General features: G+C 72.3%; 14 protein-coding genes and 1 tRNA gene. 11 read left to right on the top strand and 4 right to left on the bottom strand.

What is annotated here, in order from left to right:
• The first annotated feature begins 157 nt into the window (after positions 1-157).
• Complete coding sequence (locus tag ABZ919_RS19400; RefSeq protein WP_361249016.1) at positions 158-1,450, top strand: cyclopropane-fatty-acyl-phospholipid synthase family protein; 1,293 nt, start codon at positions 158-160, stop codon at positions 1,448-1,450.
• Positions 1,451-1,515: 65 nt separating this feature from the next.
• On the opposite strand, the gene ABZ919_RS19405 is transcribed toward ABZ919_RS19400, so the two are convergent.
• Complete coding sequence (locus ABZ919_RS19405; RefSeq protein ID WP_361249019.1) at positions 1,516-4,044, bottom strand: FtsX-like permease family protein; 2,529 nt, start codon at positions 4,042-4,044, stop codon at positions 1,516-1,518.
• Positions 4,044-4,814 carry an ABC transporter ATP-binding protein gene (locus ABZ919_RS19410; protein ID WP_361249021.1) on the bottom strand — a complete coding sequence of 257 codons (771 nt, stop codon included), beginning with the start codon at positions 4,812-4,814 and terminating at the stop codon, positions 4,044-4,046. The genes ABZ919_RS19405 and ABZ919_RS19410 overlap by 1 nt, the downstream gene beginning before the upstream one ends.
• A 413-nt stretch (positions 4,815-5,227) precedes the next feature.
• Here ABZ919_RS19410 and ABZ919_RS19415 point away from each other — a divergent pair.
• From ABZ919_RS19415 to ABZ919_RS19430, 4 genes are all read left to right on the top strand, one after another.
• Positions 5,228-5,314: transfer RNA gene (locus tag ABZ919_RS19415), tRNA-Leu, on the top strand.
• Positions 5,315-5,539: 225 nt separating this feature from the next.
• On the top strand, positions 5,540-8,506 hold the full coding sequence (locus ABZ919_RS19420) for an AAA family ATPase (protein ID WP_361249024.1): 2,967 nt from the start codon (positions 5,540-5,542) through the stop codon (positions 8,504-8,506).
• Positions 8,507-8,576: 70 nt separating this feature from the next.
• Positions 8,577-8,768, top strand: a complete 192-nt coding sequence (locus ABZ919_RS19425; protein WP_361249027.1) for a hypothetical protein — start codon at positions 8,577-8,579, stop codon at positions 8,766-8,768.
• A gap of 84 nt (positions 8,769-8,852) precedes the next feature.
• The gene (locus ABZ919_RS19430) at positions 8,853-12,749 is read left to right on the top strand and encodes a carboxypeptidase-like regulatory domain-containing protein (RefSeq protein WP_361249029.1); all 3,897 of its coding nucleotides are present in this window, start codon (positions 8,853-8,855) and stop codon (positions 12,747-12,749) included.
• A gap of 188 nt (positions 12,750-12,937) precedes the next feature.
• Here ABZ919_RS19430 and ABZ919_RS19435 read toward each other — a convergent pair whose 3' ends face one another.
• Both ABZ919_RS19435 and ABZ919_RS19440 read right to left on the bottom strand, forming a co-directional pair.
• Positions 12,938-13,189 carry a hypothetical protein gene (locus ABZ919_RS19435; RefSeq protein ID WP_361249033.1) on the bottom strand — a complete coding sequence of 84 codons (252 nt, stop codon included), beginning with the start codon at positions 13,187-13,189 and terminating at the stop codon, positions 12,938-12,940.
• Between the two features lie 310 nt (positions 13,190-13,499).
• Positions 13,500-13,907: a helix-turn-helix transcriptional regulator gene (locus tag ABZ919_RS19440; RefSeq protein ID WP_361249035.1), complete on the bottom strand. Its 408-nt coding sequence runs from the start codon at positions 13,905-13,907 to the stop codon at positions 13,500-13,502.
• Positions 13,908-14,139: 232 nt separating this feature from the next.
• Here ABZ919_RS19440 and ABZ919_RS19445 point away from each other — a divergent pair, with 232 nt between their 5' ends.
• From ABZ919_RS19445 to ABZ919_RS19470, 6 genes are all read left to right on the top strand, one after another.
• Positions 14,140-14,355 (top strand): hypothetical protein, encoded by a 216-nt coding sequence (locus ABZ919_RS19445; protein ID WP_361249038.1) that lies wholly within the window; start codon positions 14,140-14,142, stop codon positions 14,353-14,355.
• A 45-nt stretch (positions 14,356-14,400) separates the two neighbouring features.
• Complete coding sequence (locus ABZ919_RS19450; RefSeq protein ID WP_361249040.1) at positions 14,401-14,619, top strand: hypothetical protein; 219 nt, start codon at positions 14,401-14,403, stop codon at positions 14,617-14,619.
• A gap of 97 nt (positions 14,620-14,716) precedes the next feature.
• Entirely contained in the window at positions 14,717-16,642 is a 1,926-nt protein-coding gene (locus tag ABZ919_RS19455; protein ID WP_361249042.1) for a hypothetical protein, read from the top strand.
• An 892-nt stretch (positions 16,643-17,534) separates the two neighbouring features.
• The gene (locus ABZ919_RS19460) at positions 17,535-18,218 is read left to right on the top strand and encodes a hypothetical protein (RefSeq protein WP_361249045.1); all 684 of its coding nucleotides are present in this window, start codon (positions 17,535-17,537) and stop codon (positions 18,216-18,218) included.
• Positions 18,219-18,444: 226 nt separating this feature from the next.
• The gene (locus ABZ919_RS19465) at positions 18,445-19,620 is read left to right on the top strand and encodes a 4-hydroxybenzoate 3-monooxygenase (RefSeq protein ID WP_361249048.1); all 1,176 of its coding nucleotides are present in this window, start codon (positions 18,445-18,447) and stop codon (positions 19,618-19,620) included.
• Between the two features lie 206 nt (positions 19,621-19,826).
• Positions 19,827-20,687 carry a Bax inhibitor-1/YccA family protein gene (locus ABZ919_RS19470; protein ID WP_361249051.1) on the top strand — a complete coding sequence of 287 codons (861 nt, stop codon included), beginning with the start codon at positions 19,827-19,829 and terminating at the stop codon, positions 20,685-20,687.
• Positions 20,688-20,720 lie beyond the last annotated feature (33 nt).

The following is a 20,720-nucleotide window of genomic DNA, read 5'->3' on the forward strand; positions in this document are numbered from 1 at the left end:
TTGACGGGGGACGGGATGCGCCGCACGTCTCCCGCCGCCATCTGCATGGCCGCTACAGCTATTTTGCTCGGTTGTAACTCCTTTGCGGGACTGCGCGGGACAGCGGAGGGTGTTTACGTGGTTACCGGCATCCGGGATCTCGTCTTGGAGGTGTGCCATGGCCGAAGCCGCGTCGCGGCTGAGGAGTCTTGCCGAACAGCTGCTGGGAGTCCCGCTCCCCTTGAGGATCCGGGCCTGGGACGGATCGCAGGCCGGGCCGCCGGACGCGCCGGCGCTCGTCGTGCGCAACCGCCGGGCCCTGCGCCGCATGCTGTTCAAACCGGGCGAGCTGGGCCTCGTCCGCGCCTGGGTCGCCGGCGACCTGGGCATCGAGGGCGACCTGTACGCCGCGCTCGATGCGCTGGCGGGACTGGTGTGGGAGCGCGAGGAGGACGCCCGCGGTCTCGTCCAGGCCCTGCGCGACCCCGCCGTGCGGGCAGCGGCACTCGACCTGCTGAAGCTGGCCGGGCCGCCCGTCCCGCCCGCCCCGCCGCGCGAGGAGGTCCGCAGACCGCGCCGGCATCTGCACACCCGGCGCACCGACAAGCGCGCCATCAGCCACCACTACGACGTCGGCAACGACTTCTACGAGATCGTCCTCGGCCCGTCGATGGTGTACTCCTGCGCGTACTGGGAGGACGACGGCACCCTGGAGACCGCGCAGCGCGACAAGCTCGAACTCGTCTGCGCCAAGCTCGGACTGACACCCGGTCAGCGCCTGCTGGACGTCGGCTGCGGCTGGGGCTCGATGGCCGTGCACGCGGCCCGTGAGCACGGCGTGAGCGTCGTCGGGGTCACCCTGTCGCAGGAGCAGGCGGCGTACGCCCGCAAACGCGTCGCCGACGAGGGTCTGACCGACCGCGTGGAGATCCGCGTCCAGGACTACCGGGACGTGGCGGACGGCCCCTTCGACGCCATCTCCTCGATCGGCATGGCCGAGCACGTCGGCGCCGAACGGTACCTGGAGTACGCCGAACAGCTGCACGGCCTGCTCAAGCCCGGCGGACGGCTGCTCAACCACCAGATCGGCCGCCGCCCGCAGCGGGACGAGGCGGCGTACCAGGTGGACCGGTTCATCGACGCGTACGTCTTCCCCGACGGCGAACTCGCGCCCATCGGCACCACCGTCGGCCAGCTGGAGCGCGCCGGGTTCGAGGTGCGCGACGTGGAGTCCCTCCGCGAGCACTACGCCCGCACCCTGCGCCGGTGGGTCGCCAATCTGGAGGACGACTGGGACCGCGCGGTCCGCCTCGCCGGCCCCGGCCGCGCCCGCGTCTGGCGGCTGTACATGGCCGCCTCGGCGCTCGCCTTCGAACACAACCGGATCGGCGTCAACCAGGTCCTGGCGGTCCGCACCCCGGACTCGGGCACCTCCGGGCTGCCGCTGCGCACCCGCACCTGGAACACCTGACCGCCGGCACGGGACGAGGGGCCCCGCTCCGGTGACGGAACGGGACCCCTCGCGGTGCCGTACGGCTACTCGGCCTTGATCGCCGCCAGCATGTTCAGCCGGGCCGCGCGCCGGGCCGGCCACAGGGCGGCCAGGACACCGACCACCCCCGCCAGCAGCAGGAAGACCGCCATCCGGCCCCACGGCAGGACCAGTTCGTACGTGGGCATCTTCGTGCCCAGCAGCTGTCCGGCCGCCCAGCCGAAGAACACGCCCAGACCGATGCCGAGCACCCCGCCGAACAGGGAGATCACCAGGGACTCCAGGCGGACCACGCGCTTGACCGCCTTGCGGTCCAGACCGATCGCGCGGAGCATGCCGATCTCCTGGGAGCGTTCGAAGACCGACATGGCCAGCGTGTTGATGACACCGAGGACCGCGACGATCACCGCCATGCCGAGCAGGCCGTAGACCATGTTGAGCATCAGCGTGAACATCTTCGCGATGTCGTTGGAGATGTCCTGCTTGTCCTGGATCTTGATCGCCGGGTTGTCGTCGAGGGCCTTGGCGAGCCGGTCCTTGGCCGCACTCGTGGCACCGCCCGCCGTCTTGACCATGACCTGCATGTCGGCCGGGTCCTTCACGTGCGGGGTGAGGACCTGCTCGTCGAGGATGATCCCGTTGATCATGTCGTTGCCCTCGTAGACACCGGCGACCGTCAGGGTGTTCGCCCTGCCGTCCTCGAAGTGCGCGGTGAAGTGCGAACCGGACGTCCAGCCGTGGCTCTTGGCGAGGTCCTTGTCCACGACGATGCGGCTGCCGCCGACGGTGAACGAGCCGTCGTCCACCTTCAGGTCGGTCAGCTTCGCGATGGACGAGCCGTCGACGCCGGTCAGGTACTCGGTGTCGCCGTCGATGCGGGCCGGCGCGTTGCGCAGCGGACTGCTGGCGGTGACGCCGTCGGTGGCCGCGAGTTTCCTGGCCACGTCCGGGGAGAGCGGGGAGCGGTTGGCCATCGAGACGACGTAGTCCGCGCGGATCGCCGAGGAGGCCATCTTGTCGATGGCGGTCTGCAGGCTGCCCGCCATCACCGTCATACCGGTGATCAGCGTCAGACCGATCATCAGCGCGGAGGCGGTGGCCGCCGTACGGCGCGGGTTGCGCACCGAGTTCTGGCGGGCCAGCCTGCCCGAGACGCCGAAGGCGCGCAGCACCGGAGCGGCGGCCGCGATCAGCGGGCGGGACAGCAGCGGGGTCAGGATGAACACCCCGATGATCAGCAGGACCGCGCCGAGACCCATCGGTCCCTGGGCGGAGTCGGCGTCCATCGACGTGGCCGCGAGGACCACCGCGACACCGGCCGCCGCGAACAGCGCGCCGAGGGTGTTGCGCAGTACCAGCGACTTGGTGGTGGCCTTGGCGTGCACGCTGCTCATCGCCGCCACCGGCGGGATCTTCGCGGCCCGGCGGCCGGGCAGCCAGGCGGCCAGCATGGTGATGAGGACGCCGACGGCGAGGGCCGTGACCACCGTGCCGGGGCTGATCACGAGCGGCCCGTCGGGCACGCTCGCGCCGAAGGAGCCCAGCAGCGACCGCAGGCCCGCGCCGATGCCGATACCGGCGGCCAGGCCGGCCACACCGGCGACCGCACCGACCGCGAACGCCTCGATGAGCACCGAGCGGGTCACCTGGCGGCGCGAGGCACCGACCGCGCGGAGCAGGGCCAGTTCCCGGGTGCGCTGGGCGACCAGCATGGTGAAGGTGTTGGCGATGATGAACGTGCCGACGAACAGGGCGATGCCCGCGAAGACCAGCAGGCTCTGCTTCAGGCTGCTCATCTGGTCGGAGATCGTCTTCGCCTGGTCGCCGGCGAGCTGCTTGCCGGTGGTGGTCTCCGCCAGGTGGGCGGGCAGGGCCTTGTCCAGCTCGGCCTTCAGCGCGGACTGGCTGGTGCCGGCCGCGGCCTTGACGTCGATCTCGTCGTAGGTGCCGTTCTTGCCGAACAGCTTCTGCGCGGTCGGCGTGTCGAACAGGGCGAGGCTGCCGCCCGCGGCGACGTTCCCGTCGTCGGTGGTGAAGATGCCGGCGAGGGTCGGGGTGAGCACCGGGCCGTCGACGGAGAGCCGCACGGTGTCGCCGACCTGGTAGCCGGCGCGCTCCGCCGTCTTGGAGTCGAGCAGCACCTCGCCCCTGCCGTGCGGGGCGTGGCCGCTGACCAGCGGGTACCGGGCGTCCTTGGCGCCCCAGTAGTTGCCGCCGGCCGACTGCCAGTCGCCGCCGACGAGCTTGCCGTCCTGGTCCGCGACGGCGGTGAAGCCGCTGACGACACCGGTCGCGGAGGCGGCGCCGGGGACCTTGGCCGCCTTGTCCAGCGTGTCCCGGGTCAGGTCGGACAGCTTGCCGACCCGGTCGGCCTTCGCGTCCTGGTACTTGGGCCGTACGGCGACGTCGACCTGGTCGAAGCCCTTGGCGGAGCTCTTCTGGTAGGCGTCGGAGATGGTGTTGGTGAAGACGAGCGTCCCGGAGACGAAGGCCACGCCGAGCATCACGGCGAGCACGGTCATCAGCAGCCGGGCCTTGTGCGCGAGGACGTTGCGCAGGGCGGTGCGGAACATCAGCTGGTACGGCCCTTCGCGTCGAACTGCTTCATCAGGTCGAGGACGGAGTCGGCCGTCGGGCCGTACATCTCGTCGACGATCCGGCCGTCCGCGAGGAAGACCACGCGGTCGGCGTACGCGGCGGCCACCGGGTCGTGGGTCACCATGACGACGGTCTGGCCGAGTTCGCGCACGGAGTTGCGCAGGAAGCCGAGGACCTCGGCGCCGGAGCGCGAGTCGAGGTTTCCGGTCGGCTCGTCACCGAAGATGATCTCGGGCTTGGAGGCGAGGGCGCGGGCGACGGCCACGCGCTGCTGCTGGCCGCCGGAGAGCTGCGACGGCCGGTGGCTGAGCCGCCCGGACAGGCCCACCATCTGGATGACCTGGTCGAGCCAGGCCTTGTCCGGCTTCCGCCCGGCGATGTCCATCGGCAGGGTGATGTTCTCCAGGGCGGTCAGCGTGGGGAGCAGGTTGAAGGCCTGGAAGATGAAGCCGATCTTGTCCCGGCGCAGCTTGGTGAGCTGTTTGTCCTTCAGGGAGCCCAGTTCGGTGTCGCCGATGCGCACCGAACCCGAGGAAAAGGTGTCGAGACCGGCCACGCAGTGCATCAGCGTGGACTTGCCGGAGCCGGACGGGCCCATGATCGCGGTGAACTCGGCCTGCCGGAAGTCGACGGAGACCCGGTCCAGGGCGACCACCCGGGTCTCACCCTGCCCGTAGATCTTCGACAGCTCCGTGGCGCGTGCGGCCACGGCGGTGGTCCGGTCGGCGGTGGGTGTGGTGGTCACGGGACGGTGCTCCTGTCGGGACGACGTGTGTTCCATGGGGACCGTTCCATCGTCCCGGCGCGGCGGGCGCGTGTAGTCAGTCGCTGTTCCGGTTCCTGGGGGCGACTCGGGTCGGACGGGCTGGGCCCGTGTCATACCTGGGGAGGACGGCCGACCCTGAGAGCGGCTTGATCGAACCGTTCTCGAACGGTGGTCGAGAACGGGTGGAACACCCTCGTTCTGGCGGTGAAATTCCGTCATTCCGCGTACGGCCGCAACCACGTCCCGTCACGCTGTTGGCAAGTGCGGATGGCCCGTTCCACGGGCTGATGCACCCTCAGACGTCAATAAAATAAGACAACATCGGTCCACCCTTCCGCTGTTCGGGGGATGCGTCCCGATAGGCTCGAACCTCGAAGCGGAGCCCATGGCCTGCCCGGATGGTGGAATGCAGACACGGCGAGCTTAAACCTCGCTGCCCCTTCGCGGGCGTGCCGGTTCAAGTCCGGCTCCGGGCACCACTTCGTCTGCGACGCGGCGTGCGGGCCACCCTCGGGAGTGCTCCGACAGCGACCCGCCGGCTGCCGTTCCGGTTGCCATCGCCTCACCAGACCCGCCGATGGCGGCCGTTCACCCACTAGCTTCGAGCGTGGGAATCCGCCCGCCACAAACCCGCGGGACGCCCGGACGAGGGCCGCAGAGGGCGACCGGCAGAATGGGTCGCCCTGGCCGGACCGGAGGCGGAGATGAGCGCAGTGGAGAGTGGCGGCGCGCCGGCGCGCCGACCCGATCTCGCCGTACCTCGCCTCGTCGGTCGCGACCGCGACCTCGCGTTGCTCGACCAGGTTCTCGACGAGCGGCCGGGCCTCGTCGTGGTCGCCGGTGAGGCGGGGATCGGGAAGACCCGGCTGCTCCACGAGCTGCTGGGGCGGCGCCGGGAGACGGCGCTGATCGCGGTGTGCCCGCCGTTCCGGGAGCCCTATACGCTCGGCCCGGTCGTCGACGCCGTACGCCGGCTGGCCGATCGGGTCGCCGGTCTGCCGCTCACCGGGCTGGCGGGGGCGCTGCGGCCGGTCTTCCCGGAGTGGGCGGATCAGCTTCCGCCTGCGCCCGGCCCGCTGCCCGACGCCGCATCCGCCCGGCACCGTCTGCTGCGTGCACTCGTGGAGCTCATCGACGCCCTCGGCGTCGGGCTGCTCGTGGTGGAGGACGCCCACTGGGCCGACGAGACCACGCTTGAGCTCCTGTTGTTCCTGCGAGCCCGGCGGGAGCGGGGCCCGCGTCTCGTTCTCACCCACCGGCCCGAGGACGTCCGCCCTGAGTCGCTGCTGCGTCGGCTGGTCGCGCAGACCGGCGTGACCCGTGTGGAACCCAGGCCCCTGGACACCGCCGGGACAGCGGACCTGGTGTCCTCGATGCTCGGCGGAGAGCCGGTCTCGGTGGAATTCGCCGAGTTCCTGCACGGCCACACGGACGGGCTGCCGCTCGCGATCGAGGAGTCCGTCCGCCTGCTCTACGACCGCGCGGACCTGGTCTGTGAGAACGGCGCCTGGCTGCGGCGCGACGTCGAGGAGCTCGACGTACCGCCCAGCATCCGTGACGCCGTGCTCGAGCGGACCTCCCGCCTCGGGCCGACGGCCGGTGCGGTGCTGGCCGCGCTCGCCGTGCTCGAGGGGGAGCGGGCGCCGGCGCTGGTTGCCGAGATCGCCGGCATACCCGTGCAAGAGGCGGAGAACGGTCTGGTCGAGGCCCTCGCCGGCGGGCTGCTGTACGAGGAGCGCGACGCCCGGGTGGGGTTCCGTCACGTACTGGCCGCGCGCAGTGTGTACCACGCCCTCGGCGCCATTCAGCGCAGCCGCCTCCACCGCCGCGCCGGGGAAGCCCTCGAGCGGGAGCCGGTACGCGGCGTCGCCGAGCTGGCCCGGCACTTCCGGGAGGCGGGCGACCCGCGTCGCTGGGCGGCGTACGCCGAGCAGGCGGCGGACCACGCCATTTCGTCGGGCGACCCACGTACGGCGTTCGGGCTGCTCCTCGACCTCCTTACCGGCGGTGCCGTCCGCGGCGCGGCGGTGCCTCGTCTGGTGCGGCGCATGCCGTTGTACGCCGCACCCGGTGACGGGCCGCTGCGCGAGCTCGTCGCCGTGCTGCGAGAGACCGCCGCCGGCGAACTCACGCCCGAGGAGCGGACCGAGACCACCTGGCAGCTGGCCAGGCTGATGTTCCACGTCGGTGATGTGGAGGCCGCCTCGGTCGAGATGGAGCAGGCCGTGCCGGGTCTGCTCCAGCACCGGCCGGCCGCCGCGGTCCACGCGATGATGATGCTCGCTCGCCCGGTCGGTACCGCGCGGCCGGCGGCGCATCACCGTGCCTGGCTGGAGCACGCCGCGCGGCTCATCGAGACCCGGCCCGGTCCGTCGCCCGAGGAGCGGCTCGCCTTTCTCATGGACCGCGCCGCCACGCTCCTGGTACTCGGCGACCCCGCCGGTTGGGCGGCAGCGCACGACCTGCTCGTCGAGGGGGAGACTCCCGGCGAGGTGCTGCAGCGCGCCCGGGGGTTCGCCAACCTCGGTGAAGCGGCGATGCTGTGGGGCCGCTACGACGACGCCCGGCGCCGGCTCGAAGCGGCCGCCGCACTGGCCGAGGAGCACCGACACCTGCGCCTGCGCGACCTCGTCGGGGCGACCCTCGCCCACCTCGACTGGCTCACCGGCGACTGGGCGGCCCCAACGCAGTGGGGTCCCTTGGCCCTTGACGCCGACGAACCCGTGCTGCGCGCGGACGCACTGCTGCTGGCCGGCCTGTTCGACGCCGCTCGCGGCGACCACCGGCGGGCACAGGAGCGGGTCCGCGCCGCGATCGAGGTCGGGCGTCCGCGCGGCCCCGCCGACGGGTCGCGCGACCCGTCCGCCGTGCTCGCGCGGCTGGCGATCGCCGCCGGTCGCCCCGGAGAGGCACTGGCCGCCACCGATGCCGCCTGGCGGCTCGTCGAGGCCAAGGGACTCTGGCTCTGGGCCTCCGAGATCGCCCCGCTCCGGGTCCGCGCCCTGCTCGAAGACGGGTGCGTCGGGGAGGCCGTCCACGCGGCCGAGGACTTCGCGGCGGGTACGCGCGACCTGGATGCGCCGGTGGCTACGGCAGCCCGCCGACTGACCGCGGCCCTGCTCGCCCGTGCCGGCGGTGACCTCACCGGCGCCGCCGGACTCTTCGAGGAGGCGGGCGCCGCCTGGGCCGCCCTTCCGAGACCGTACGACGCCCTGCTGGCCCGCGAGGCGGCGGCGGGCTGTCACCTCGCCGTCGGCGAGCGGGACCGGGCCGTCGGACTGCTCCGCGAGGTCTTCGGCGACCTCACCGCACTCGGCGCGACCGAGGACGCGGACCGGGTGCGGCGTACCCTCGCGGACGAGGGGGTCCGGGCCGGAGCGCGGTCGGGCCGACCCGGCTACGGCGACCAGCTCTCGCCGCGCGAACTCGACGTGGTGCGCCTGCTCGTCGAGGGTCGGACCAGCGCACAGATCGCCCGCGTTCTCGGGCTCTCGCCCCGCACGGTCGAGAAGCACGTCCACTCCGCGATGCGTAAACGGCAAGCGCCCTCGCGCACCGCGCTCGCCGTCGCCGCGGTGGAGTCCGGTGACGTACTGCTGCCGGGGAGCGTGCCGCACCCGCCGACTTCGACGGGGTGGCCACCGGTGACCGTACGGGAGTTTCCCGGGTAGTTCTGCGCATTGCCACTTGATCGCCGCGCCGCGTTCACTGCTGGCTCTGGGACAGAACGGAGCAGCCACGATGACTTCTGGCAACGGCGCCGAACAGTCCGGCGAGGAGCCGGCGCTCGGCCCCATCGACGGTTCCCTCGAGGGTTCCTCCGAGGATTCCGTCGACGGTCAGGACACCACCGTCGATCCGGCCCCGACGGCGAGCGCGGACCAGCCGCGCGAGTACCGACGGAAGGCGGGCGTGGAGTACCGACCGGTCTGACCAGCACCCCACTGGAGTCGGCCCGGCCGACGCACACTCCCGAGAAGAGCGATGCACAGACCAATACGCAGATGGGCCGCTGGGATGGCGGTCGCTTGCGCGGTGGCGTCCGGCCTGATGGCCGTCGCCCCGGCGCAAGCGGCGCCCACCCTGGCCAGCGGCACCCCGCAGAGCACAGCGACCTACAAGCCCGCCGGATGCGCCGTCCCCCTGCCTGCCTCCGAGCAGAAGGGTGACGCGCCCTACGCCACCTGCGACCTCATGGGCGTGACCAACACTCACGGCGCCTTGGCCGCGGGCTCGTCCACCCCGCCCGCCACCGCCCTTACCCCGACCGACGTGAGAGCGGCCTATGACCTGCCCACGGGCGGCTCGGGCGAGACGGTCGCCATCGTCGACGCCGGCGGCTACGCGACCGCCGAGGCCGACCTGGCCGTCTACCGCAGCACGTACGACCTTCCCGCGTGCACGACGGCGAACGGCTGCTTCACCAAGCTCGACCAGAACGGCGGCCAGAACCTCCCGCCCGAGGACGCCGACTGGTCCATGGAGACCGCGCTCGACCTCGACGCCGTCTCCGCCGCCTGCCCGCAGTGCCACATCCTGCTTGTCGAGGCCGACTCCGCCGGCGTCGACGACCTCGGCCAGGCCGAGAACACCGCCGCCGCCCACCACCCGGTGGCCATCTCCAACTCCTACGGCATCCCCGGCGAGGGGGGGAGCTTCGCGACGGCGTATGACCACGACTACGACCACCCCGGTATCGCGGTCACCGCATCCAGCGGCGACTACGGCAACATCGTCAACTGGCCGGCGTCGAACGGGAACGTCGTCGCCGTCGGCGGGACGACGCTGACCCGCGACGGCACCACCGCCCGCGGCTGGACCGAGGCGGCCTGGGCCAGGGGCGGCTCGGGCTGCTCGAGCGTCGAGCCGAAACCGGCGTACCAGCAGGGCATCGACACCGGCTGCGCCAAGCGTGCCATCGCCGACATATCCGCGGACGCCGACCCGGCCACCGGCCTCGGCATCTACAACTCGAACCCCGCGGTCGGCGGCTGGCTCCAGGTCGGCGGCACTTCGCTCTCCTCGCCGCTCGTCGCCGCGATGTACGCCCTCGCGGGCACCCCGACGCCCGGCACCTACCCGGTGACCTACCCGTACGCCGACACGAACGCCGGTGACCTCACCGACGTCACCGCCGGCTCCGACGGCTACTGCGGCAACCAGCTCTGCAACGCCCGCACCGGCTGGGACGGCCCGACCGGGCTCGGCTCGCCCCTCGGCGTCGGCGCGTTCCGCCAGGGCCCGCACGGTCTGGTCACCGGAACCGTGCGCGGCACCGGCTCGGGAGCGGCCAACGGGCCGGTCCCGGGCGCTTCCGTCACCGTCACGAACGCCAGCGGCCGCAGCTACACCGCCACGACCGACGCGTCGGGCGGCTACACACTCGCCCCCGCGCCGGGCGACTACACCCTGACCGTCGCGCAGTTCGGCTACGCGACGGCCACCACCACGCTGAAGGTCACCGAGGGGCTCACGGCGAAGAAGTCCTTCACGCTGCGCGCCCGGCCCACCCACGCCGTCTCCGGCACCGTCACCGACGCCTCGGGCCACGGCTGGCCGCTCTCCGCGACGATCACCGTCGACGGCTACCCCGGCGGCGCGGTCCACACCGACCCGGTCACCGGCCGGTACGCGGTCCGGCTGCCGGACGACGGCAACTACAAGCTGCACGTCTCGGCGACCCTGCCGGGCTACAAGACGGCGGACGACACCGTCACCGTCGGCACCAGCGACGTACGTCACCACGTGTCGCTGCCCGTGGACGCGAGCGCCTGCACCGCGCTCGGCTACCGCTTCGGGTACGACGGCACCACCACCGACTTCGAGGGCTGGGCCGGCGCCACGCCGCAGCATGGCTGGACGGCCACCGACGACAGCGGCTCCGGGATCACCTGGCGCTTCGACGACCCGGGTCACTACGGCAACGACACCGGCGGCACCGGCCAGTTCGCCGAGGTCGACTCCCGCGACGGCGGCATCGACACCGAGGAGACGACCAGCCTGGTCTCGCCGGCGCTCGACCTGAGCGGCGATGCCACGCCGATCGTCTCCTTCGACAACTCCTTCATGTCACCCCGCTACAACTCCAACGCCTACGTCGAGGTCAGCGTCGACGGCGGCCAGACCTGGACCTCGGTCTGGCACATGGCCCGCACGATCGCCTACGGCCCCGAGGTCGTCGCGCTCCCTCAGGCCGCCGGCAAGAGCGACGTGCGGGTCCGGTTCCGGTACGACGCGGTCCACTCGTGGTTCTGGAAGGTCGACAACGTCTTCATCGGCAACCGTTCCTGCGATGCCGCCGCCGGCGGGCTCGTGGCCGGCGCCGTCGATGACGCCAACACCGGCAAGGCACTTTCCGGCGCCACCGTCAGCGTGGCCGGCACCCCGACGGCCACGACGACCGACGGCGCCTACGAGCTCTTCGCGCCCGCTTCGGCCGCCGACAGCTCCGGCCGGACCCCGCTGGGGGTCATCGACGGCGCGTACACGGACTCGACCGCAAAGGTCCCCGTCGCCCGCGATCAGGTCACCCGCAAGGACTGGCGCCTGGGCGCCGGCCGGATCAGCGTCTCCGGCGACTCGCTGCGGGTCACCCAGCCGCTGGGCCGGTCCACGACCCAGACCGTGACGCTCCGCAACACCGGCACGGCACCCGTCCACGTCGTCCTCAACCCGCAGGACGGCTCGTACACGCCGGACTCGCACCCGGGGCAGGCGGGCAAGCCCGGCACCGGCGCGCCGGTCCGGCACGTCGGTGGCGACTTCACCCGGGGGTCCCTGCTCGGCGGTGCGACGCACGGAGCCGGGGCACCGACGGGTTCGACCGACGCGATGACCGTGGCGGGCGCCACCGCGTGGACGACCGCCGACGCCCTGCCGGCACCGGTCATGGACAGCGGCACGGTGACGCTCGACGGGAAGGTCTACGCCTTCGGCGGGACCGACGGGGCGAACCTGCTGTTCAAGGCCTACGTCCACGACCCGGTCACCGGCGGCTGGCAGCGGCTGGCGAACATGCCGGAGAAGCTGGAGAAGCCCGGCGTGGAGGCGGTCGACGGCGCGATCTACGTCGTCGGAGGCTGGGACAGCACCCGCAACGCCTCGTCCGCGGCGTACCGCTACGACCCGAAGCACGACTCGTGGTCCTCGGTGGCGTCGCTCCCCGCGGGCGTCGTCGCCGGCGGCACGGCGGTCCTCGGCGGCCGGTTCTACGTCGTCGCAGGCTGCGGCGGCGACTGCTTCCCGGCCTCGCGGGCGGCCTACGTCTACGACCCCCGGGCCGACGCCTGGAGCCAGGTGGCGAACTACCCGGTCACGGCCGCGTGGTTCTCGTGCGCCGGCATCGACGGCCAGGTCGTGTGCGCCGGCGGGACCGATCCGATCAGCGGGAAGGAGACGACGGCGACGTACGCCTTCGATCCGGTCACCGGCGCGTGGACCGCGCGGGCCGACCTGCCCCATCCGAACTGGGCGATGGCCTCCGCCTCTTCCGGCGGGCGGCTGCAGCTGGTCGGCGGCGTCAGCGGTGGACAGCTGACCAACCAGGCCGAGGCGTACGACCCGGTCACCGACTCCTGGTCGGCCCTGCCGGCGGCCAACGCACTGGTCTACCGCGCCAGCGGCACCTGCGGGCTGTACGTCGTCGGCGGCGCGGACGCGGGCAACCGTCCGGTCGGCGGCGTCGAGCAGCTGCCGGGGTACGGCGACTGCGGCAGCTCGGGCGCCGCCACGTGGCTGTCGGCGCCGCACACCGTCACCCTCGCTCCCGGTGCCGCGGCCGAGGTACGCGTCACCCTGGACGCGGGCGCGGTCGACAGGGCGGGCACCTACACGAGCGGGCTGACGGTCGACACCGACTCGCCCTACGCCGTTCCGGCGCTCACCGCCACGATGAAAGTGACCGGCACGCACTGACCGCGGACCGTCGACCGGTCCACGGCCGACCGAACGGGCACGATCCGACGGGGCTCCCGGGAACCCGAACCCGGGGGCCCCGTCCCGGCATTGCGCCGTCCCGGCATTGCCCCGCCCCGGCATTGCCCCGTCCCGGCATTGCCGCTGCCCGGCATCGCCCCCGCGGGCGCCGCGCAGCGAAAGCCGTCTCACCCGTCGTACACCGTCAGTACCGCACCGTCCACCTCGATGCGCCGCCCCGCGCGCAGGCCGTCCGTGCGCAGGGTGCGCAGGCAGGTGTGGAACAGCGCCAGCTCGTCCGCGTCCAGGATCGCGGCGGCCAGGTCCAGCAGTTCGGTCACCGCGTCCTCGGTGAGTACCTCGGGCAGCTCGCCGGAGAGCAGGACGACCGATTCACCGGCGGGGCCCCGGACCACCGCGGTGGTCGGCCCGCCATGCACGAACAACACGTTCCCCCCAAAGAGCCCGGGGTCGTGCGGCTCTCGCTCCTCGGGCAGGACGAGAGACTAGCGGGGGATCTCGGTGCATTCGGGCACAGTTGCAATTTTTCCGGCGCGGGGGGCGGGCGCGGGGCCGACGCGGGCGCCCGCCACCGCTCCGGTGCGGGCGGCGCCCTTCGCTGCTCGGGCGTGGGTGCCCGTCACCGCTTCCGTGCGGGCGGCCGTGACTGCTGGAGCGTGACCGGCCGGCACGGTTCCGGCGCGGCAGGCCGTCACCGCCGGGTCGGGCCCGCCGGTGCGGGTGGTCGGGTCACTTCTCCGGTGCCGGTCGTGCCGAGCGGCCGAGCAGGGACTCGACCAGGGCGGCGACGTGCCGGCGGTCCTCGGCGGAGAGCTGCTGCACGCTGGCGATCAGCAGGTCCACCTCGGGGTCGGCGGTCGGGGCGGCCGCGGCGTCGGCCTCCTGGCCCGCCGGGCTGCCGTAGACGTGGATGCCGCAGGCCTCGGCCGCGGCCCGGCGCACGGCGTCGAGGGACAGCTGCAGGCCCTTGGCCAGGCCTTCCAGGGTGGTGGCCTGGGGCATCCGGACGACCCGGTCGGTGGTGGCCAGGTGGTGGACGGTGGAGCGGGGCACACCGCCGCGCCGTGCCACGTCGCCGTAGGACCAGCCCTCGCGGTCGAGACGCTCACGGATCAACTGCTGCAGTGCGTTGGCCACCGAAGTCCACTTCCTGCTCGCCGCTCGACCGAACCGTCCCTGTCGGCGCCGATTCTACGGTCGGGTAGCCGGGCCGCCGAAAGGGTGATTCACCGAACGGGTTGCGGAGCGGTGCCCCGAGGCCCTAGTGTCCAATCTCGTTGGACAGCTCGTCCGACCAAGTTGGACAGAGTCCGGGGGGAACCTGACTCGGTCCGACCGGAAATGCCTATTTCCCGAGGGGGAATCGATCATGATGGACGCCCACGAGCTCGAGGCCGAGTCCGCGGAACTGCTGCCCGGCCGCGAGGCCCTCGGCCGGCTGAAGTTCAGCTTCGGCAAGACGGTCAACGTCACCAAGCACGTCGCGAACATCAACGCCCACAACGAGTCCGCCGCCCTGAACGACCACTCGTCGTGGTCCGTGGCCGACTCCGGCGCCGGCCAGACCATCAGCGTCATCCAGTAACGCTCGCGCCCCACCCGACCGAACCACCACGAAAGGACATTCACCATGAGCATGGACATGCGCGAGCTGGACGGCGAGTCCGCGGAGCTGCTGCCGGGCCGTGAGGCCCTGGGCCGGCTGAAGTTCAGCTTCGGCAAGACGGTCAACGTCACCAAGCACGTCGCGAACATCAACGCCCACAACGAGTCGGCCGCCGTGAACGACCACTCCGCGTGGTCGGACGCCGAGTCGTCGGCCCAGCAGACGATCAGCGTCACGCAGTAACGGCACCGCCGGGACTACGGCCGCGGGGGCGGACCGCATGCGTGCGGGGTGGAACGCCCCCGCGGCCATGGGGGGACTGCGTGGGGGGAGACCACGGATGACGGTGCTCGACGACGGCACCAGCGCGCTGTACGACACCGGTCCGGTGCCCGGGCCCGGGGGCTGGCCGGTGACGTACGAACAGGTGACGACCGGCAGCCTGCCGGTCGTCGGAACGCCGGTCGGCCCGGCCCCGCGGCTCAGCGCGGGGCTGCGGCTGCACGGCGAGTACCAGGGCTCGGGCTTCACCGAACCGAAGTACATCGCCCGTCGGGGGGACGGGCAGGTCGTACAGCTGTCGCGGCTGCTGTACCTGGTGGCGTCGTCCGTGGACGGCGTGCGCGACGCCGAGACGATCGCCCACCGGGTCAGCGCCCGCTACGGCCGCGAGGTCAGCGGCGAGAACATCCGCTACCTGCTGGAGAACAAGCTCCAGCCGCTCGGTGTGATCGTGCCCGAGGGCCAGGAGGACGACGAGGTCGACGCCCCGCGCTCCGACCTGCTGCTCGCCCTCAAGGGCCACCGGGTGATCTTCGACGAGCGCCGTACGGCACGGATCGCCAGGGCCCTGGCCTGGCTGCACCGCCCGGCCGTGGTCGCCGCCGTGCTGCTCACGGCCGTCGCCCTGGACGTCTGGCTGTTCGGCTTCTTCGGGGCGATCGAGCCGGTGCTGGAGGTCATGGACCAGCCGCTGCTGATCCTCATCGTCTTCGTCCTCACCGTGGCCTCGCTCGTCTTCCACGAGTTCGGCCACGCCTCCGCCTGCCGGTACGGCGGCGCCCGGCCCGGCTGCATCGGCTGCGGGCTGTTCCTCATCTGGCCGTCGATGTACACCGACGTCACCGACGTCTACCGGATCTCCCGCGCCGGCCGGCTCCGCACGGACCTCGGCGGGGTGTACTTCAACGTCGTCTTCATGCTGGCCATGGCCGGGTGCTACTTCGCCACCGGGGCGCAGTTCTTCCTGGCCGCCGTCTACCTCGGCCACTTCGAGATCCTGGAACAGCTGATGCCGGCCGTCCGCCTGGACGGCTATTACATCCTCGGCGACCTCGCCGGAGTGCCCGACCTCTACGGCAAGATCAAGCCGATCCTGCTGTCGCTGGTGCCGGGCGCCAAGGGCCGTGCGGCGCGCACGGAGGTCGCCGGGCTGAAGAGGTCCGCGCGCACCGTCGTCGCCGCCTGGGTGCTGACGATGGTGCCGCTGATCGTCGGCGAGATGGGCTACGCGCTGTGGAACCTGCCCCGGATCCTCACCACGATGGTCCGTTCGCTGACCGCTCAACTCCTGGGCACCGCCGAGGCGTTCGGACACGGGCAGATCGTCGCCGGGCTCGTCGGGGTGATCGGCAGCGTGATGCTGCTGTGCCCGATGGCCGGTGTCGTCTATCTGTCCGTGAAGATCGGCGGCCGGCTCCTGCGGGCCGCGAACCGTACGACCGCCGGACGACCCCGGCTGCGGGTGGCGTTGTGCGTGCTCGCCCTGGCCGGACTGACCGGGCTCTCCTACGCCTGGGTGTCCGGGATGACGCCGAAACCGCTGCCGAAGAAGCCCCCGATCGCACCGATCCTGCAACCCGGGGTGCCGACCGAGGAGCCCTCGCCCAGTGACGCCTCGACCCCGGCCCACGGCGGGCACGGGGGGTACGGCATCGGCGGCGGGGCCTCCACCTCGCCGTCGGCGGTGCCGGGGGCTTCCGCCTCCGTGCCGGGTGCCGGTGCGTCACCGGGCGCCTCGGGGAGCGCGTCCGCCTCGGCGCCCGGTGCGCCGGCGTCGGGGCCCACGCCCGGCGGTCCGACCGGCTCGCGGTCCCATCAGCCGGAGTCCTCCAGCGGTGGCGCGTCCGCGACCACCGAGCCTCCCACCAGCCCGGACCCCGGACCGCCGTCCTCCCCGACGCCCTCGGAGAGCATCCCGGCGTCACCGACCGGGAGCCCCACGTCCGCGCCCCCCGGCGACTCGCCCGCCCCGGCGACGTCCTGACACCTCGTCCACTTCGGGGAAGACCCACCGCCCCCTTTCAGGCGACCGGCTTTCCCCACGACCCAAGCCCCACCGGGAGCCCCCTCCGGCCGAGGAGCCGCCTCCCGGCGGAAGTTGCTCCCCCTCGGCAAGCCACCTCGTCCTCGTCGGGGCCACCTCGTCGGGGAGCCGGCTCCGATCTGGGGGCAACGCCTGACCGGGGGGTCCCTCCGGGGGAGTCGTCGTCCGGCAGGCAGCCACCTCGTAGCGGGCCACCTCGTCGGGGAGCCGGCTCCGACCGGGGAGCAACGCCCGACCGGCGGTCCCTCCGACGGAGTCGTCGTCCCACGGGGATCCGCGCCGTCGGGAAGTCGGCCTCGACCCGGGGGGCAACGCCCCGGGGAGGCGCTCCGCCGGACAGTCCCCCGGAGGGAGTCGTCGACCGTCGCGGAGCCACCCTCCCCGTCGGGAGTGACCTCGTCGCGGAGTCGGCTCCGACCGGGGGCGACGCCCGACCGGGGAGCAGCGCCCGACCGGGCAGCCCCTCCGAGGGAGTCGTCGTCCATCGGGGAGCTGCCCCCGTCGGGGAGTCACCTCCTCGGGGAGTCGGCTCCGCTCGGGAGTCACCTCCTCGGGGAGTCGGCTCCGCTCGGGAGTCACGCTCCACGGGCGGCGGCCCACCAGTGGGCAGCGCTCGGCCGGGGCCCCACGGAGCCACGCCCGACCCGGGGTGTCGCACCGAGCACGCCCCAGGGAGTCACACCCTCGCACGCGGCGGGAGCCGCCGGCTGTCGCCGGCCGGCCGGCCGCTCCCGCCGATCAGCCGCCGGCTGTCGCCGATCAGCCGCCGGCTCCTGTCCGCAAGCCAAGCCGTCCTCCCGAAAGGGAGCCTCATGTACGCACAGGAGACCCCATGAGCAGCCATCGCAAGGCACGCTCCAGCAACCGCCCCCTAGCCCGCCACATGCTGCGCGCAGGACTCTTCGCGGCCGGAGCGGCCGGCGCCGCCGGTGTGGCGACCGCCGTACCGGCCCAGGCCGTGACCGGCGCGGCGCACGCGGCCTTCGCGTCCGATCACGTCTTCAGCCACGCCGACCGGGCCCATCACACCCAGGGCCGGGACTCCTTCACCATCCGTCAGTTCGGCACCGTGAACGCCGCGGGGGTGCGCAACCAGGCCAACGCCGTCTCCGCCGGCTGCTCGGCCGACGACCACTGCCGGTCGGTCGCACTGTCCTTCCAGATCGTCACGGTCGCGGGCGAGCACACGCACCTGAACGCCGTGAACCTCAGTGACGCGGCCAACAAGGAGTGCACCGGCTGCCAGACCCTCGCCGGCGCCTACCAGTTCGTCGTCTCCACGCCGGCACCGCTCACCCTCGACGCCGGCGCCCGACAGCAGCTCGCCGACATCCATCGCCGGCTGGACGCGCTGACCCGCTCCACGCTGCCCGCGTCCGAGCTGAGGACGCGGGTCGACGGCCTGGCGGGCGAGGTCTCGCAGGTTCTGCACGACGCCGTCGCCCACGCACCGAAGGCGGAGGCGCAGCCCAGCGTGACCCTGCACCGCCATCTGGACGGCTGGCCGGGCCACTGACCGCGCCGGACCGTCCCCTACGGCCGCCCACCGCTCCGCACACCTCCCGCGGACGCGGTGGGCGGCCGCCCGTCTGCCCCCGGACGGCCCAACCGGATCACCCCTGCGCGCCGGTCCATTGACATCGGATGTCCCCCGGCACAGACTCGGCGCCACATCAGTGAAGGAAACTTCACTGTGCGAACACGGATACTCGTGGAGTCGACCCGAAGGGACGGACGAAACGATGCGCACCACCGTCGGGATCATCGGAGCGGGGCCGGCCGGACTGCTGCTCGCGCGGCTGCTGCACCGCGCCGGCATCGACTCCGTCGTCCTGGAGAGCCACGACCGTGCCTACGTCGAGCATCGGCAGCGTGCGGGAATCCTGGAGCAGGGCACGGTCGACGTGCTGCGCGCCGCCGGTGCCGGGGAACGGATGGACCGGGAGGGGCTGCGGCACGACGGCATCGAGCTGCGCTTCGACCGGCGCCGTCACCGCGTGGACTTCTCCGGCCTGACCGGCGGCCGGTCGGTGATGGTCTACGCCCAGACCGAGGTCTGCAAGGACCTCATCGCCCTGCGGCTGAAGGAGGGCGGACCGCTGCTGTTCGAGGCCGAGGCGCTGGCGGTGGAGGGCGCCGAGGGTGAGCGGCCGCGCATCCGGTTCCGGCACCAGGGCCGCGCGGACGTACTGGAGTGCGACTACGCCGTCGGCTGCGACGGTTTCTGGGGCGTGGCCCGCAAGGCCTTCCCGGCCGCCCTGTCCCGGGTGTTCGAACGCAGCTACCCCTACGCCTGGCTCGGCATCCTCGCCGACGTCGCACCCTCGCACGACGAACTCGTGTACGCCCGCCACGAACGCGGCTTCGCCCTGCTCTCCATGCGCTCCCCGTCCGTCTCCCGCCTCTACCTCCAGGTACCGGCCGGAACGGACGCCGGTGACTGGACCGACGACGCGATCTGGTCGGAGCTGGAACGGCGCTTCGAGACCGCGGACGGCTGGCGGCTTCAACGCGGGCCCATCACCCAGAAGTCGGTCACACCCATGCGCTCCTTCGTCCACGAGCCGATGCGGCACGGCCGGCTCTTCCTCGCCGGTGACGCCGCCCACATCGTCCCGCCGACCGGAGCCAAGGGGCTCAACCTCGCCGTAGGTGACGTCGTCACCCTCGCCCGTGCCCTCGTCCACGAGAAGGAGACCGGCTCGGCGGAGCTCCTCGACGCGTACTCCGCGACCTGTCTGCGCCGCGTCTGGCAGGCCGAGCGGTTCTCCTACGACATGACGACCGTGCTGCACCCGGCCCCGGACGCCACGCCCTTCGACGCCCGGCTGCAGCAGGCCCGGCTGGAGAGGATCGCCTCCTCCCGCGCGGCCGAGACCGACCTGGCCGAGGCGTACACCGGGTTTCCACTGGTTTAGCGGTACGTCCCGGGGTTTAGCGGTACGTCTCGGCGAGGTAGCAGGTTGGTCATGGAACACGATCACCCGTGGCCGGGAATCGCCGGTCCGCGTAGCGTGTTGGGCAGCACGGCAGGGGAAAGATCCTCCTCAAGTATCATGGTCGGTCCTTTGCCAATCCATTACTCTTGAGCCAAGGCTGCGCACGGCAGCCATGGAGGAGTGAAATGAGGAGCAGTAACCCGGTCTTCTCGCGACGGGGGTTCAGCCGCGACAGCGGTTACGCCGGCTTCAACACCGCACCGCAGGCCGGGTACGCCCAGGGCAACCCGTACGCGCAGAACCCCTACGCCCAGAACCCGTACGCACAGCAGGGTCTTCAGTACGGCGCACCGCCCCAGGCCCCCGCCACCACCGACCGGATGACCATGGACGACGTCGTCGTCCGCTCGGCCATGACCCTCGGTACCGTCGCCGTCGGCGCCGTCCTCGCCTGGGCGCTGCTGCCGGTCACGGCGACCAGCTACGGCCTGGCCGTCGGTTCGGCGATCGTCGCGTTCGTCCTGGCGATGGTGCAGAACTTCAAGCGCACGCCGTCGCCCGCGCTGATCCTGGGGTACGCCGCCTTCGAGGGCGTCTTCCTCGGTGTCATCAGTGAGATGTACAACAGCCGCTGGAGCGGCGCCCCCTTCCAGGCGGTGCTCGGCACCATGGCGGTCTCGGCCGCGACCCTGCTCGTCTACAAGGCCGGCTGGATCCGCGTCACCGCCCGCTACGCCCGCATCGGCATGGCCATCGCGATGGCCTTCCTGGTGGTCATGGCGGTCAACCTGCTGCTGGTCGTGTTCGGCGTCGCCGAGGGCGGCGGTCTGCGCAGCTTCGGCCCGCTGGGCGCACTCGTGGGCATCGTCGCCATCGTGCTCGGCGCGTTCTTCCTGACGCTGGACTTCAAGCAGATCGAGGACGGCATCGCCTACGGCGCCCCGCGCAACGAGTCCTGGCTGGCCGCGTTCGGTCTCACCGTGACCCTGGTCTGGATCTACCTGGAGATGCTGCGGCTGGTGGCGATCTTCACCAACAACGACTAGCGCCCGCGCCGGTCGTGAGAAGGGCCCCGGAGC

The sequence above is a fragment of the Streptomyces sp. NPDC046759 genome (assembly GCF_040645475.1).
In the GTDB taxonomy this organism is placed as follows: Bacteria; Actinomycetota; Actinomycetes; order Streptomycetales; family Streptomycetaceae; genus Streptomyces.